Here is a 14,395-nt window from a genome sequence, read left to right on the forward strand (position 1 = left end):
TTTGAGGGTCAACCATCGTCAGGTCAATTATTTGCAGAAACATGCGGCAGAATGCGCCGCCGCGCTTGTTTCCTGGCCATGGCGGGCCTATTGTTTTGTGCGCAAGGGCCGTGGATGAGTTTGCATGTTTTCAGACCGCGTTGAGCGGTATTTTCAGATAGCGTATGCCGTTCGCCTCTGGCTCGGGAAAATGCCCGGCGCGCATATTGACTTGCACCGATGGCAGGATCAGGGTCGGCATTTCCAGCGACGCATCGCGTCTGGTGCGCATGGCAACAAACTCTTCTTCGCTGATGCCGTTGCGCACATGGATATTGCCGGTGCGCTCCTCGCCGACGGTGCTGACATAGCGCACCTCGCGGCCGCCCGGCTGGTAGTCGTGACACATGTAGAGCAAGGTGTCCTCCGGCAAGCTCAGTACCTTGTTGATGGAGTGGAGCAAGGTGCGGGCATCGCCGCCGGGAAAGTCGCAGCGGGCCGTGCCATAGTCGGGCATGAACAGCGTGTCGCCGACAAAGGCGGCGCTATGCGCAGCGCCACTGACGACGTAGCTCATGCAGGCGGGGGTGTGGCCAGGCGTGTGCAGGGCGCGGCATTGCAGCGCGCCGATGGAAAACAGTTCGCCATCGGCAAACAGATGGTCGAACTGGCTGCCGTCGCGCGCCATCTCGTCGCCGGTGTTGAACAGCTTGCCGAATACCTGCTGCACGGTGGCGATATGCTGGCCGATGCCGATCTTGCCACCGAGCATTTCCTTCAGATAGGGCGCGGCGGTCAAATGATCGGCATGCACATGGGTTTCCAGTATCCATTCGACCCTGGCGTCCATGGCCGCGACGCGCGCCAGCAGCTGGTCGGCCGAGGCGGTACTGGTGCGGCCCGACTTCGGATCATAGTCGAGTACGCTATCGATCAAGGCGCAGCGGCGCGTAAGCGGATCGAGCACCAGATAGCTGACGGTGCTGGTGGCGGGGTCAAAGAAACCCTCTATTTGCGGTGATGTGTTGGTCATGAGGCGTCTATCTCCTGGGTGTGCAAGCCTGGCGTGCATGAGGTCTCACTGGTAACGCAAGACCTGTGCCAGTTCGAGATTGGGCGACCTGTCTGTCCCCAATGCCTGATTCCATGCGTTTTCCTGCCAGAGGTAAACATGCGCTACCTCTGTCTGGCGCTGCCACTGGCAGTGCCACTTGACGCATTGGCAGTCCTGCGACAGTATGGCGACACAACAAGGAGCCAGCATGCCAACGCCACCGGTCACCCGCATCGAGCCATCCCCCAGCGCGCCCATGGTGCAATCGCTGATCTCGTTTCTCGAACACGAGGCCCAGCCGATGATCGTGCTCGATCCCGATTACACGATTCTGGCCGCGAATGTCGCCTACCAGCGGCAATTTGGCAGCATCGGCGAGCCCGTGACCGGCCACAAGTGCTACCGCATCTCGCATCATTACGATGCCCCTTGCGACCAGGCCGGCGAACATTGCCCCATGAAGAAAGCGCAGGAACTGCGCGGACCCGACCGCGTGCTGCACATCCACCATACGCCGCGCGGCCCCGAGCACGTCGCCGTCGAACTGCGTCCCATTTTCGATGCCGGCGGCAGCATTACCGCGTATGTCGAGCGGCTGGAAGTGGTGCGCAGCGCTTCGGCCAAGCCCAGCGAGGAGGGACTGGTGGGCCGTTCCGCCCCATTTACCCGGGTGCTGGAGGCATTGCAGCGGGTCGCGCCGTCGATGCTGCCGGTGCTGCTGCTGGGCGAGTCAGGTACGGGCAAGGAACTGTTTGCGCGTGCCGTACACGAAAACAGCGCGCGGGCCACAGGACCGTTCGTCGTGGTCGATTGCTCCGGACTGACCGAAACGCTGTTCGAAAGCGAATTGTTCGGACACGAAAAGGGCGCTTTCACGGGCGCGACTTCGCGCAAGCCGGGGCTGGTCGATACGGCACAAGGCGGTACCTTGTTTCTCGACGAAATAGGCGACGTGCCCCTTGCCATGCAAGTCAAGCTGCTGCGCCTGATCGAGTCGGGCACTTACCGGCGCGTGGGCAGCGTCGAGACCCAGCACGCCAATTTCCGCCTGGTCGCCGCGACCCACAAATCGCTGGAACACATGATGGCGCGGGGCGAGTTCCGGCAGGACTTGTATTACCGCATCAGTGCCTTTCCCATCGCCTTGCCGCCGCTGCGCGCGCGGCCCGACGACATCGCCTTGCTGGTGCAGTCATTCCTGCGCCGCGCGGGCGCGGGCAAGCGCACGCTGACGCTAGACGCCCAAGCCCTGGCGCAGTTGCAGCAACGCCCATGGCCGGGCAATATCCGCGAACTGCGCAACGTGCTGGACAGGGCCAGCCTGTTCGCCGATGATGGCGTGATCCGCGTCGAGCAACTGCTGGCGGCGCCGGTGGAGCAGGGCGCCGCGCCATCCACGCCGGTGCGCGGCGACAGCATCGCGCTGGCCGAGCTGCACGCCAGCTTCGGCGGCACGCGCAAGGAACTCGCGGCGCACCTGGGCCTCAGCGAGCGCACCTTGTACCGCCGCCTGAAAGCGCTGGGTATCGCCTAGGCCTGGCAGCACTGCCATGCTGCCAGTGTGGCAGTGCCACCCGTCGGCTGGCAGCGCGCTGCTGCCTGCCGCATCGCCCCAAGTCCCTGTTTTCTATCCTATCCTCACATGGTGTAACGCTGGCATGAAATATGCTCAGATAGCAGCATGACGCATACCTGAAACTTGGGCGTGTGTCGCGTGTTGTCATCGCAACGCTTAGGCAGATTAACCATTGAGGAGCAAGACCATGAACGCGAACGTCGGCAATATTGATCGTGCCATTCGGATACTGCTGGGGCTGGGCCTGATCGTGGCCACCCTGGCCGGTGCCATCGGCGCCTGGGGCTGGCTGGGTGTGATTCCCCTGGCGACAGGCATTTTCCGCTTCTGTCCCGCGTATCTGCCATTTGGCATCCGTACCTGTGCGGTGAAAAAATGACGCGGGCAACGGAGGTGACAACATGAGCACGCAAGCTGGCGGCTATCGCGCCTTGACGCAGTCGGTGTCGCAACAACTGGCGACCCTGCGCGCGGATATTCCCGACGTGATGAAAGGCTTTGGCGATCTGGCGCGCGCGGCAACGCGCGATGGTGCGCTGGACAAGAAAACCAAGGAGTTCATCGCGCTGGCCCTGGGCATCGCGGCCCATTGCGATGCCTGCATCGGCTTTCATGTGCAGGCCCTGGTCAAGCTGGGCGCCACCCGGGCCGAATTCGAAGAAACCCTGGGCATGGCCATTTACATGGGCGGCGGGCCGTCGGCGATGTATTGCGCCAATGCGCTGGCGGCATTCGAGGAATTCTCGGCCCCGGCGTGAGGGGATTCGGTCGGCTGCGGTGTTCGTGCAGGCATTGACCACGCGCAACGGATGCGCATCGGCTGGCGCCGCTCAACATTTGTTCGGTCGCAACAGCACTGTGGCGACCAGGCCGCCTTCGGGGGCGTTGTACAAGGTGAGCGTGCCGCCCTGTCTCTCGATGGCTTCGCACGCGATGGCTAATCCGAGGCCCACGCCACCACTGGCTTTGTTACGCGACGACTCCAGGCGGTAGAACGGCTGCATGACGGCGGTCAGTTCGGCGGCCGGAATGCCTGGGCCCTGGTCGTGGATCGTGATGGCCAGTCCGGATGGGTGCATGGCGCACTCAACCTTCGTCATGCCGCCGTAACGCAGCGCATTTTCCATCAAATTGGCCAGGGCGCGCCGCAACGCGATTGGCTGCGCCAGAATGGGCGTGACGACGCCTGCGCATTCGATGGCGTGTCCCTGCTCATGATAATCTTCAGTCATTGAACTCACCAGGGCTTGCACATCGAGCATGGCCGGGACCTCGACGGCCGCTTCGCCGCGCAGATACTCCAGTGTGGCGTCGAGCATGGCGGCCATCTCGGTGGCATCGGCGTGCAGTTGGGCGCGCACATCGGGCTCGGCCAACTGTTCGACGCGCAGCCGTATTCGCGTCAGCGGGGTGCGCAGGTCGTGCGAAACGGCGGCGAGAAAGTGGCCGCGGGCAGCCAGTTGCTGGCGCAGATCGGACTGCATGCGGTTGAAAGCGCGCGCCGCCAGCTGCGCCTCGACAGGGCCGCTTTCCGGCAGGGCCGAGCGGTTCACGTCGTTGCCGAGTTCAACTGCGGCGGCCGCCAATTGCTGGATCGGACGCGCGATGCTGCGCGCGCCCAGCCAGGCGGCCGTGGCCAGTGCCAACAACTCCGTGACGACTCCGATGACCACGCCGCCCAGCGGCGGCTGCGGGTGGCAGCGAGCCGCATCGTGATAGAGCATGAAAAACAGGCCAAAGGCGATGGCGTGGCTGGCCACGATGGCGCCCACTGCCAAGGCGAACAGGCGAGAGAACAGCGTGTCCACGAACCTGAACCTCATGCGTCGAATGCCACGTCGAGCAGATAACCCTCGCCGCGGATAGTGCGCAACAGCGGCTTGGCCGTGCTGTCGGTGTCGAGTTTCTGGCGCAGCCGGGACACCAGCAAGTCGATGGTTCGGTCGTACGCCTCCATGCTGCGCCCGCGCGCCGCACTCAACAGATAGCTACGGCTGAGGACACTTTGCGGCTTCTCGATGAACGCCGACAACAGCCGGAATTCACCGTAGGACAGGGGGATCAGCAACTGCGCGGGCGAGGTCAGTTCGCGAGTGGCGCGGTTCAGCCGCCAGCCACCGAAGCAGATGTCGTTGGCCGGCGGCGGCCTGCGCTCCAGCATCGGCGGCGCTCCCACGCCGCGGCCACGAATGCGCCGCAAGATGGTGTGCAGTCGCGCCACCAGCTCGCGCGGGTCGAACGGTTTCATCACGTAATCGTCGGCGCCAGCCTCCAGTCCGGCCACCTTGTCGCCGCGCTCGCCCCGCGCCGTGAGCATCAGTATGGGAATATCAGACAGGAAGCGGATGCTGTGGCACAGAGACAGGCCGTCTTCACCCGGCAACATCAAATCCAGGATGATGATGTCGAAGCGCTGCCGGGCAAGAGACGAGCGCATCGCGGTGCCGTCATGGACCGCTTGGGCGCGGATGCCGAAATCACCGAGATAGGCGACTAGCAGGGTACAGATATCGGGATCATCGTCGACGATGAGCACTTCGGCAGTTGTTGGCATGGTCTACTTGAAACAGGAACGAAACGGTAAGCGGGAGCAGTTTAACTGATACCCACCATTGTAGTGTCAGGCCTGTGTCGCAATGGCGGACCGTGGTGGTTCGGCGAAGGATGCCGCGCCATTCACGTAGGCATCGACCGCGACCTTGACTTTTGCGTTGGCAGCGGCTTCGGGATGCTTGTTGAGATAGGCGTTGGTTTCCTTGTAGTCCGCGCGCTCCTGCTCGGTGACCTCGCCGTTTTCGTTCTTGTCTTCGGCTTCGTAAGTCTCGCTGGAACTCGCCGTAGCGGTGAGGCTGGCGTCATCGCTGACGGCCGACGCGTCAGCCGCGCCGGCCTGTTCGGTACCGCCGGCTTTGGCCGTGTCGGCGCTGCCGGTCTCAGTCTTGGCGGCGCGTCCATCGACAGCCGACGTGTCTACGCGCGAGGCGTCGTACTGGCTCTGCAGCGTGTTCGACAACGCTGCCGCGCCGTTCGGCGCCTTGCTGGCCGTCGCGCCAGCGACTTCCGCATTGGCACCCTGCGGCGGCTCGCTGACCGGCGCGGCGACCTTTTGCTCTGCGGCACTCGCCGCGCTGGTGACTTCTTTTTTGCTTTGCGTAGGGATAAATCCCGTACCGCCGCTGACTGCTGATATTCCTGCCATACGATCTCTCCTGTTGGTGCGGCAGAACGTTGTTGTTCATGCCTTGCATAGGTCAACGGCAGGAATCCGCGAAACTATTGAACAGCTTTGTAGCATGTTTGTATCATTTGAAATAAAAGGGGGTTGTTCACTTGCTCTATACAGCGCAAACCACGAGGAAAACGCGGCGAATCGAGCCAGCGCGAAGCGAATGATGACGATGCGGGCAGGCGCGCAAAGAAGAATGTATGACTTTGCTGCAAGCAAATCGGTGCTGATCGCATGGTGACGTTGACCTACCGAGAAAACATGCTGGACCGTGAACTTGCATTAAAACACTGAAAAGGCATCCTGGGGCGCGGCCCGAACGGCGAACAGATGGGGCAAGTCCACGTCCGCGACCCGCACCGTTTCGGCTTCGGCGTGGCCGGGGCGCACAAGATCGCCAGCTACATAGCGAAATACTGCGGGAAGGAAATGCAGTGCAGGGCGCTTGACCAGAAACGCTACTTCCGCTAATGCCACAAGTGGTGGACGATTATCCGTTCTGACAGTTACTCCACCTTGATTGACGGGGAGGAGGGACGTGCTTTGGCAAATTTTGACGCTGATTCACTGCGGATACTTAAGAAAATTGAGGATGAATTCCGCAAGCAGTACCGGATCATTTGCAATTCCAGGCGGATAAACTGGCCGGCAGTGAACCGCACGAGAATGCTTGGCGATTTTATGTACATGCTTGGGGTGCCAAAATGGGCAGTTAACAGGCACGATATTGTCTTCGTCTGCGCGTCTGCGAAAGATGCTTTAGAGATGAAATACGCTGTCACAGCATTTGTGGCCGGGCTAAACGTGGGGATTTTAATACGTGACTAACGTATTTGTATGATGGTAAGGTGTCAAGAGTGAAAATCTCAAGGGAAACTCCCTATGCAAAGCTTTGTTCATCGCTTACCGGAAAAGACTTTTGTTTACGGCTTTGTTGTTTCTTATGGCACTTCATTTTTTTTGATAGAAGACCATTTGATTTTTGCTCTAGTGTTGCTTTTTACCTCGTTACTTTTTTATTTCTTGAGCAGACGATCGAACGCTTCAAGAGGGATTACGACAGAGGATTGGATTTTCCTCGTAGTTTTTTACCTGCCCGCTCTTGCACTATTTACCTATAAATATATTGAATCAACTGAGTTGAGAAATTTCAAGCGTTACTTGACTGCTCATGATTGCGAGTACGTGCGCGAAGACATAGTGCGAGTCAATAGCGGTAAATGTGATAGTAGAACAGGAATGTGCGATGAAGGTGATGATACTAAGGAGGCAATATATAACTGTTCCACTGGCAACGAAATTTCTTTTCGCGATTTCGTTGCTGGGGGCTACGGCGTGAGGTTTGACAACTAAGCTTTAGATGGTACAGGGTAAACTAAAAGTACCTTCCTCTTCATTCCATAATTTTACATAATATAAATTATGCGAAGTTATGGATAAATTCGTCAAATGCCCCTTTTTGCAACTTGTACAATCGCAAATGCGATTTTAGCCCTTCGCGCGCCGCCTGGCACCCTGACTTTTTCGTCATGGGCTTGTGCAGTCCCTTTGCGCTTCGATACGCTGGCCAGCTCCAGGCTGGCGCGCAGGATTCCAGGTGTTTGCTGCCGCGCGCTGCGCGTCAGTCTGCGGGTGCAATGCTGGCGGTTCTGCGTGCCTGCTGGCCTGCCGCGCGCAGCGCTGGTGTGCGCTGTGTCTGGCCGCAGATCTGGTGCGTCCGTGCAGCTGCTCGTGTGGCTGCGCAACTTCGGCCGCGATCTGCCACGGCTACCGTGCGCCGGCGTATTTGGCTGGTGCCTTGGGCCAAACTGTCCATGCGGACCATTTCGATGGACTTGACCGGGCATTGGCGGCCAGGCATGGCTCAACGGACGCGGCGCGTTGACGGCACAGCACAGTGCTTGCCGCACCAGCAATCGCTTTCCGGACGGCTTGCGTCATGTTTGCGCCTTGGACGCAAGGCAGCGCCGCGCGCGGCTTGCCGCCGCCATCGTCCACGTTGCGCACGATTGCATTGCAAATCCATAACAATGTGTGTGCCGGGACGTGCTCGTGTAAGATTGCCCGCCTTATCTTTTTTGCCGGGCATGCCTTGACTTCCTCGACGTTTTTTTCGGTGAAACACAATAATGAAATCAGGGGTTTGCAGGTGATTATGAAGGTAAAGTCTCACAATATTTCACGCTATCTGCTGCGCGCGGGCGCCGCTTTGGCCATCGCGACCGCCTTGTCCGCCTGTGCCAGCAAGCCCGGCCCATGGCCTTCGCGCGCCCAGCCTGCAAACGCTGCCGTGACGGTCGACGCCACGCAATTCCTGTCCAGGATCGCCCCGGCATGAAGCGTATATCGACGTGTTGCATGAACGCCTGGCGCGCGCCGGTGTCAAACAACTGCGCTTTGAACCGGTCAGCTTGCGGCAATGGTCGGTGGAGGCGGAACACTGGGGCCTGGAAGTGCTCGATGGCGAGCGGCCCGGCGTGCTGCCTTCGGCTGGCTATACAGTGCGCAGGGGGGGCCTGGCCCGATGCAGGCCAGACGTTCGTGGCTGCGCAACGCCTACCGACGCTAAGTTATGCCAAGGCGCCGACCTATCAGCTCAGCTATGGCATCGGTACGGTGACCCAGATGGTCTACGGGCTGATGCAGCGCGAAACCGTGGCCTTGACGCGGATGCTGCTGGATCTGTCGCGCGTGCCGTATGCCGATTTGCGCAAGGAAACAGCGCCGTAGCCGTTGCGAGAGTACTCCGCCCTTCCCCACCCTGCTCCCGGCGCTCTTTCGTACACCATACCAGCGCACTCGAAAACAGGCACTGGTATGGCCCGCATCGCCCATCCTCTGGGGTACGGCTGCAACTGGTATTGTGATCTTTCGCAAAGAATAAAACCAGTTGACGACCACTTGCAATGCTTGCACTCTGAAACAGCGGACGGTGTCCAGCCGCCCGGCCATACTAAAAACACACAAGGAGATGCGATGCACCGGACAGTCATGAATAGCCTCATCATTACCCTCTTCGGCGGTAGCCTGGCCGCCTGCGGCGGCGGCAGTGACGGCGCCAGCGGAGGCGCGAGCCAGCTGTTGGCCGGCGCCGCCGAAGCGGTGGCCTGCTACACGCCGTGGAACAGCGGCACCGCCTACAATGGCGGCGCCAAGGCCAGTGATAACAACGTCAATTACACGGCCAACTGGTGGACGCAAGGCAATAACCCATCGACCAGCAGCGGCGGCGCCGGCAGCGGCCAGCCCTGGACGGTGGTGGGAGACTGCGGCACGCCAACACCTACGCCGACTCCCACCCCCACCCCAACGCCTACCCCGACTCCTACGCCAACTCCCACCCCGACACCTACCCCGACACCTACCCCGACTCCGACTCCGACCCCGACCCCGACCCCGACCCCCACCGGCCTGGCGAAACATGCGCTGATCGGCTACTGGCACAACTTCACCAACCCCAGCGGCGCCACGTATCCGATCAGCCAGGTCAGCGACGAATGGGATGTGATCGTCGTCTCGTTCGGCGACAACGCGGGCGGCGGCAATGTCAGCCTGACCATCGATCCGGGCGCGGGCACGGAAGCGCAGTTCATCGCCGACGTGGCCGCCAAGCGGGCGAAAGGCAAGAAAGTCATCCTGTCGCTGGGTGGGCAAAACGGCTCCGTTTCTGTCGGCAACACGGCCGAAGCGACGAATTTCACGAACAGCCTGTACGCCATCATCACCAAATATGGCTTCGACGGCATCGACCTGGACCTGGAAAATGGCGTGGCGCAAGGCGCGGCCATCCAGACCTATCTGCCGCTCGCCGTGAAAAACCTGAAAACCAAGGTCGGCAGCAGCTTTTATCTGTCGATGGCGCCGGAATGGGTGTATGTGGAGGGGGGATATACGAGCTACGGCAGCATCTGGGGCGCCTACATTCCCATCATCAATGCCTTGCGCAGCGAACTGACGGTGCTGCACCCGCAGTACTACAACAATGGCGACATCTACACGCCGTACGCCACGGGCGCCATCAAGGCCGGTTCGGCCGACCAGCTGGTGGCCACGGCGCGCATGCTGATCGAAGGTTTTAACTATGGCGGCAATACCTTCGCCGGCCTGCGTCCGGACCAGGTGGGCTTCGGCGTGCCGTCGGGCCGCAGCTCGGCCGGCTCGGGTTTTACGACGAATGCCGACGTCAGCAACGCCCTGAATTGCCTGACGCGCCTGCTCAATTGCGGCACCATCAAGCCACTGCAGGCGTATCCGGACTTCCGCGGCGTGATGACGTGGTCGATCAACTGGGACCGTCACGACAACTATAATTTCTCCGTGCCGACCAAGAATGTGCTGAAGACCCTGCCGTAACCGCCTTTGTCCGACTGCGCATGGGAGCCGCGATGCTCACATGCGCAGCAGCGCCGCGCCCAGCACGCGCATCTGCAGCGCAATGCCCTGGCGCAGCGCCTCCCCTCCCCCTTGCGTGTGCTTGATGCCATCCATGCTGGCCACCAGCAAGGCGGCCACTTGCGCGGCAGTCGCGTCCACCCGCCGCAGAGCGATATCGCCCGCCGCTTCGGCCTGTTCCAGCGCGCCGGCCAATGACGCCACCAAGGTTGCCCGCGCGCTCAAGGTGATGTCGGCGGCCAGGGTCATGTTGGCATCGAACAATTCCTGCCCATGCGCGCTGGCTGAAATGTCCGCCATCAAGCCTTGCTGGAATGCCAGCAGCGCCGTTTCGATGCGCGTGAACACGGGGCCGGGTTCGGCCAGCGCCGCTGCCACTTGCGCCATCACGCTGGCATGCGCCCGTTCGGAGCCGGCGCGAAACACGTCTTCCTTGTTCTTGAAGTGCAGGTACAGCGCGCCGCGCGACATATCGGCCGCCTGCGCGATGTCGAGCATGGAGGTCTTGCGGTAGCCGTAACGGCAAAACACGGCCAGCGCCGCATCGAGTATCCGCTGGGTTTTCAGGGTGTGGAGTGACATGCTGGCATGTTGACACTATGGATATATAGTGTCAACATGACTTTTGGACAAAAAACGTCAAAGTGTCAATCACCTACTCGAACAGGACTGCCGTGAACGATTTTAATGCCGCACTGACTGAAGAACAGCAGATGGACCTGCTGCGCCACACGGAACGCAGCCGTTTGCGCGCCCTCGTGGCCGCCGATACGCAGGCGGCGCGCGCCCTGCACGCCGACGACTTCCAGCTGGTCACGCCCATCGGCAGCATGCTGTCCCGCGAGGAATATCTGGGCGCCATCGCGGCAGGCCACATGCGCTATCTGAGCTGGGAACCGGGCGAGATCGCAGTGCGCCTGTATGGCAACGCGGCTGTCCTGCGCTATCAGGCCCAGCTGGAAATCAATTTCGGCGGCCAGGCCATACCCCGGTCGCGCTACTGGCATATCGATAGCTATGAATGGCGCGATGGGCGCTGGCAAGCTGTCTGGTCGCAGGCGACGGCGATACGTTGACGGCGATGGCCGCAGATGGATGCGCCGGCCGTAGGGGCAATTGATTATTCTCAATCCATAGTTTCAATCTATGGATTCAGTTGAAATATTTTACTTCCTTTTGTAAATGAGAATCGTTACTATCTAAATCAAGGATAAGCGAATTCAACAGAAAGGAGCCTCCCTTGTTCACTGCCATCAAAACATTCAGCCAGGTCTGCACGCACATGTCGATCGCCTTCGGCCTCGCCTATTTGCTGACGGGGTCGCTCGCGCTCGGTGGCTTGGCCGCCATCATCGAACCGATCATCAACGTGGCCCTGCTGCCATGGCATGAAAAAGCCTGGCACGCGATCCGCCGCCGCCATGCCGCCAGCCGCCTGGGCTTTGCCGCCCTGGCCGGCGAAAAGCTGAGCCAGACGGCGCTGCACATGGGCGTGGCGTTCGGCGTCATGTACTGGGCCACCGGTTCCATGGCCTTCGGCGGCTTGCTGGCCGTGGTCGAACCGATCTGCAACGTGATCGTCCTGCCCTTCCACGACCGGCTGTGGGAAAAAGTCCGCTTGCGCCTGGAAAACCGGGGTGCGGCGCGCCTCGCCGCCCTGTAGTCTTCCTCCTCCCCTTCTTAATTGCCCGCCCAAACGGGTGGCCGCCTTGAAAGCCATGGCGCCGCCCGCTCCAGCTGCCCTGCCAGGCGCAGCAGCGTTCCATCCTGAGCATAGCCCGCCATGAACTGCATGCCGATCGGCAACCCTTCATTCGACATGGCCAGCGGCACGGACATGGCCGGCAAACCCGCCACGTTGGCCAGCGGCGTGTAGGGCGAGTGCTCGAACAGGCGCGCCGTCCAGCCCAGCCCATCAAGCTGTGCCTCGTCTTTGCCATAACGGCCCAGTTGCCATGGCACATCCGGCATGGTGGGCGTCAGCAAGACGTCGTACTGGCCGAACAGGGCGGCGGCGTGGCGCGTGACGGTATTGCGTAGGTCGAGGGCGGCGACGAAATCGACGGCCGACACCGTCTGCCCGTACTGGTAGCAGGCCAGGGTCGCCGGCTCCAGGTTGTCCAGCGACACGGCGCGCCCGCTTTCCTGCGCCAGGACAGCTATCCACGGTACCAGGTTGGCGCACCAGATGCGGGCATTCGCATGCACGAAGGCTGGCCACGACACGCCCAGCGCGGGCGCTGCTTCTTCCACGTGGTGGCCCAGGCTTTCCAGCAGGCGCACGGTGTCTTGCAGGGCGGTATCGACAGCAGGCACGGGTCGGGCGCCATTGGAAGCCATGCGCTGTACGCCGATGCGCAGCCTGCCCGGCACCACATCCACCTGCGACAGCCAGGTGACATTGGGCGCATGCGTCACATACGGTTCACCTGCCATCACGCCCTGCACGCAGTCGAGCAAGGCGGCGCTGTCGCGCACCGTGCGGCTCACGCCCAGCTGCACGCCCAGGCCGCTGAAGATCTCGTCCATGGCGGGGCCATTCGAGACCCGGCCACGGCTCGGTTTCAAGCCGAACAGGCCCGTCGAAGCGGCCGGCACGCGGATGGAACCTGCCGCGTCCGTCGCATGCGCCAGGGGTACGATGCCCGCCGCCACGGCCGCCGCCGCGCCGCCGCTGGAGCCGCCCGCGCTCAAGCTGACGTTCCACGGGTTGCGCGTGGCGCCATATAAAACGGCTTCCGTGGTGGTGGCAAAGGCCATTTCGGGCGTACTCGTGCGGCCGAAGGTCGTCAGCCCGGCGGCGCGGAACTGCGTCATCAGATGGGAATCAATGGGCGCGACATGGCCGGCGCCCAGACGGCTGCCCGCTTCGCTGCGCTGGCCCGCCATCGTGATGGCCACGTCCTTGATCAGAAACGGTACGCCGGCGAACGGCGCCGTATGGTCCAGGGTGGAAAAATCGGCCGGCCACAGCTCAACCACGGCATTGATCCGCGGGTTGACGGCGGCGCAGGCGCGCAAGGCGGCGTCGTGCAGTTCGGCCGCCGAGACGCTGCCTTCGCGCAGCAGCTGGGCCAGTCCCAGACCATCAAAGCTTGTATATTCATGCAGTTGCATCGGTTAGCTCCTGTAAAAGATGAAGGGTGAGGATCACAGGAACAACTGTAGGGCTTGCGCTATCATAGTGGAAATGAATAGTTAACATACAAGGTATAGTCATGAGCAATTTGCACAAGCTGGACTTGAACCTGCTGCTGACCCTGAACGCGCTGTTGATCGAGCGCAACGTCACGCGGGCGGCGGCGCGGCTGCACCTGAGCCAGCCTTCCGTCAGCGTGCAGCTGGGCAAGCTGCGCACCGCCTTCGATGATCCGCTGCTCTTGCCCGGTCCGCGCGGCATGCTGCCCACGGCCCGCGCGTTGGCCCTGTTCGCGCCGCTGCAAGCCGTGCTGGCCCAGCTGGAGCAAGTCTTGCAGCCGGAATCGGCCTTCGATCCGGCCACCGCCGAGGTGCGCTGGAATCTGGCGGCGGCCGACGCCGCCGAGTATGCGATCTTGCTGCCCCTGCTGGCATCCCTGCGCATGCAGGCTCCCCTGTCGCGCATGGCCGTGTTCGAAGCGGTGCCGGCGCGCATGGCGCACGAGCTGGAAAGCGGCCAGGTCGACCTGGGCTTTTTGGCGCAGGAAGAAGCGCCGCCGGGCTTGCGCCACCGCACCCTGTTCACCGAGCATTATGTATTGGCGGGCCGGCGCGACCACCCGCTGCTGCAGGCGCCGCCCGACCTCGAGCAGTTCTGCGCGCTGGAATTCATCGTCGTCTCGCCGAATGGCGGCGGTTTCCGCAGCAATGTCGACACGGCACTGGAACAGCTGGGGCGCACGCGCAAGGTGGTGCTGTCCGTGCCGCATTTCCTGATCGTCCCGCCCCTGCTGGCGGCATCCGACATGGTGGCCCTGCTGCCGTCGCGCCTGCTGAAGAATGCGCTGGGCGCGCTGCGCACGTGGGAGCCGCCCGTCACCCTGCCCGACTACGACATGGCCATGGTCTGGCACGAGCGCATGCACCTGGACGCGGCGCACCGCTGGCTGCGCGAGCGCATCATGGAGTGGAACGAAAAACCGGATTGAGCCATTGACAAGGATCATCAGGCCGTATACTGTCTCGCTTT

Annotated in this window: 18 protein-coding genes; 12 read left to right on the forward strand and 6 right to left on the reverse strand. The window is 61.8% G+C overall.

Annotated features, from left to right (window positions below):
• Positions 1-130 precede the first annotated feature (130 nt).
• On the reverse strand, positions 131-1,012 hold the full coding sequence (locus ACP7DW_RS04500) for an MBL fold metallo-hydrolase (RefSeq protein WP_426054073.1): 882 nt from the start codon (positions 1,010-1,012) through the stop codon (positions 131-133).
• A gap of 229 nt (positions 1,013-1,241) precedes the next feature.
• On the opposite strand from ACP7DW_RS04500, the gene ACP7DW_RS04505 reads away from it, so the two are divergent.
• From ACP7DW_RS04505 to ACP7DW_RS04515, 3 genes are all read left to right on the forward strand, one after another.
• The gene (locus tag ACP7DW_RS04505) at positions 1,242-2,567 is read left to right on the forward strand and encodes a sigma-54 interaction domain-containing protein (protein ID WP_426054074.1); all 1,326 of its coding nucleotides are present in this window, start codon (positions 1,242-1,244) and stop codon (positions 2,565-2,567) included.
• Positions 2,568-2,796: 229 nt separating this feature from the next.
• Positions 2,797-2,988: a YgaP family membrane protein gene (locus ACP7DW_RS04510; protein ID WP_071077404.1), complete on the forward strand. Its 192-nt coding sequence runs from the start codon at positions 2,797-2,799 to the stop codon at positions 2,986-2,988.
• 22 nt (positions 2,989-3,010) lie between these two features.
• The gene (locus ACP7DW_RS04515) at positions 3,011-3,367 is read left to right on the forward strand and encodes a carboxymuconolactone decarboxylase family protein (RefSeq protein ID WP_298402168.1); all 357 of its coding nucleotides are present in this window, start codon (positions 3,011-3,013) and stop codon (positions 3,365-3,367) included.
• 72 nt (positions 3,368-3,439) lie between these two features.
• On the opposite strand, the gene ACP7DW_RS04520 is transcribed toward ACP7DW_RS04515, so the two are convergent.
• The 3 genes from ACP7DW_RS04520 to ACP7DW_RS04530 all read right to left on the reverse strand — a co-directional run bounded on the left by ACP7DW_RS04520 (position 3,440) and on the right by ACP7DW_RS04530 (position 5,808).
• The gene (locus ACP7DW_RS04520) at positions 3,440-4,417 is read right to left on the reverse strand and encodes an ATP-binding protein (protein WP_426054075.1); all 978 of its coding nucleotides are present in this window, start codon (positions 4,415-4,417) and stop codon (positions 3,440-3,442) included.
• Between the two features lie 11 nt (positions 4,418-4,428).
• The gene (locus tag ACP7DW_RS04525; RefSeq protein WP_426054076.1) at positions 4,429-5,163 is read right to left on the reverse strand and encodes a response regulator; all 735 of its coding nucleotides are present in this window, start codon (positions 5,161-5,163) and stop codon (positions 4,429-4,431) included.
• 66 nt (positions 5,164-5,229) lie between these two features.
• Positions 5,230-5,808, reverse strand: coding sequence for a hypothetical protein (locus ACP7DW_RS04530; protein ID WP_426054077.1), 579 nt, complete (start codon positions 5,806-5,808; stop codon positions 5,230-5,232).
• Between the two features lie 357 nt (positions 5,809-6,165).
• Between ACP7DW_RS04530 and ACP7DW_RS04535 the strand changes: the two genes are divergently transcribed.
• The 6 genes from ACP7DW_RS04535 (at position 6,166) to ACP7DW_RS04560 (ending at position 10,188) form a co-directional block, all read left to right on the forward strand.
• Positions 6,166-6,306: a hypothetical protein gene (locus ACP7DW_RS04535; RefSeq protein WP_426054078.1), complete on the forward strand. Its 141-nt coding sequence runs from the start codon at positions 6,166-6,168 to the stop codon at positions 6,304-6,306.
• 72 nt (positions 6,307-6,378) lie between these two features.
• Positions 6,379-6,663 (forward strand): hypothetical protein, encoded by a 285-nt coding sequence (locus ACP7DW_RS04540; protein WP_426054079.1) that lies wholly within the window; start codon positions 6,379-6,381, stop codon positions 6,661-6,663.
• Positions 6,664-6,717: 54 nt separating this feature from the next.
• Entirely contained in the window at positions 6,718-7,188 is a 471-nt protein-coding gene (locus ACP7DW_RS04545; RefSeq protein ID WP_426054080.1) for a hypothetical protein, read from the forward strand.
• A gap of 802 nt (positions 7,189-7,990) precedes the next feature.
• Entirely contained in the window at positions 7,991-8,173 is a 183-nt protein-coding gene (locus ACP7DW_RS04550) for a hypothetical protein (protein WP_426054081.1), read from the forward strand.
• Between the two features lie 203 nt (positions 8,174-8,376).
• Positions 8,377-8,565, forward strand: a complete 189-nt coding sequence (locus tag ACP7DW_RS04555; protein WP_426054082.1) for a hypothetical protein — start codon at positions 8,377-8,379, stop codon at positions 8,563-8,565.
• A 261-nt stretch (positions 8,566-8,826) separates the two neighbouring features.
• Positions 8,827-10,188 (forward strand): chitinase, encoded by a 1,362-nt coding sequence (locus ACP7DW_RS04560; protein WP_426054083.1) that lies wholly within the window; start codon positions 8,827-8,829, stop codon positions 10,186-10,188.
• Positions 10,189-10,224: 36 nt separating this feature from the next.
• Here ACP7DW_RS04560 and ACP7DW_RS04565 read toward each other — a convergent pair whose 3' ends face one another.
• Positions 10,225-10,809 carry a TetR family transcriptional regulator gene (locus ACP7DW_RS04565; protein WP_426054084.1) on the reverse strand — a complete coding sequence of 195 codons (585 nt, stop codon included), beginning with the start codon at positions 10,807-10,809 and terminating at the stop codon, positions 10,225-10,227.
• Between the two features lie 92 nt (positions 10,810-10,901).
• Between ACP7DW_RS04565 and ACP7DW_RS04570 the strand changes: the two genes are divergently transcribed.
• Together ACP7DW_RS04570 and ACP7DW_RS04575 are read left to right on the forward strand one after the other, a co-directional pair.
• Positions 10,902-11,303, forward strand: coding sequence for a nuclear transport factor 2 family protein (locus tag ACP7DW_RS04570; protein ID WP_426054085.1), 402 nt, complete (start codon positions 10,902-10,904; stop codon positions 11,301-11,303).
• Positions 11,304-11,467: 164 nt separating this feature from the next.
• Positions 11,468-11,890, forward strand: coding sequence for a DUF2061 domain-containing protein (locus tag ACP7DW_RS04575; protein ID WP_426054086.1), 423 nt, complete (start codon positions 11,468-11,470; stop codon positions 11,888-11,890).
• Positions 11,891-11,907: 17 nt separating this feature from the next.
• Here the strand turns inward: ACP7DW_RS04575 and ACP7DW_RS04580 are convergent, their stop codons facing one another.
• Positions 11,908-13,344, reverse strand: coding sequence for an amidase (locus ACP7DW_RS04580; protein WP_426054087.1), 1,437 nt, complete (start codon positions 13,342-13,344; stop codon positions 11,908-11,910).
• A gap of 101 nt (positions 13,345-13,445) precedes the next feature.
• On the opposite strand from ACP7DW_RS04580, the gene ACP7DW_RS04585 reads away from it, so the two are divergent.
• Complete coding sequence (locus tag ACP7DW_RS04585; protein WP_426054088.1) at positions 13,446-14,354, forward strand: LysR family transcriptional regulator; 909 nt, start codon at positions 13,446-13,448, stop codon at positions 14,352-14,354.
• Positions 14,355-14,395: the final 41 nt, after the last annotated feature.

Origin of the sequence: Janthinobacterium sp. PSRC1-1, assembly GCF_049897525.1 — a bacterium.
Taxonomy (GTDB): domain Bacteria; phylum Pseudomonadota; class Gammaproteobacteria; order Burkholderiales; family Burkholderiaceae_D; genus Janthinobacterium; species Janthinobacterium tructae.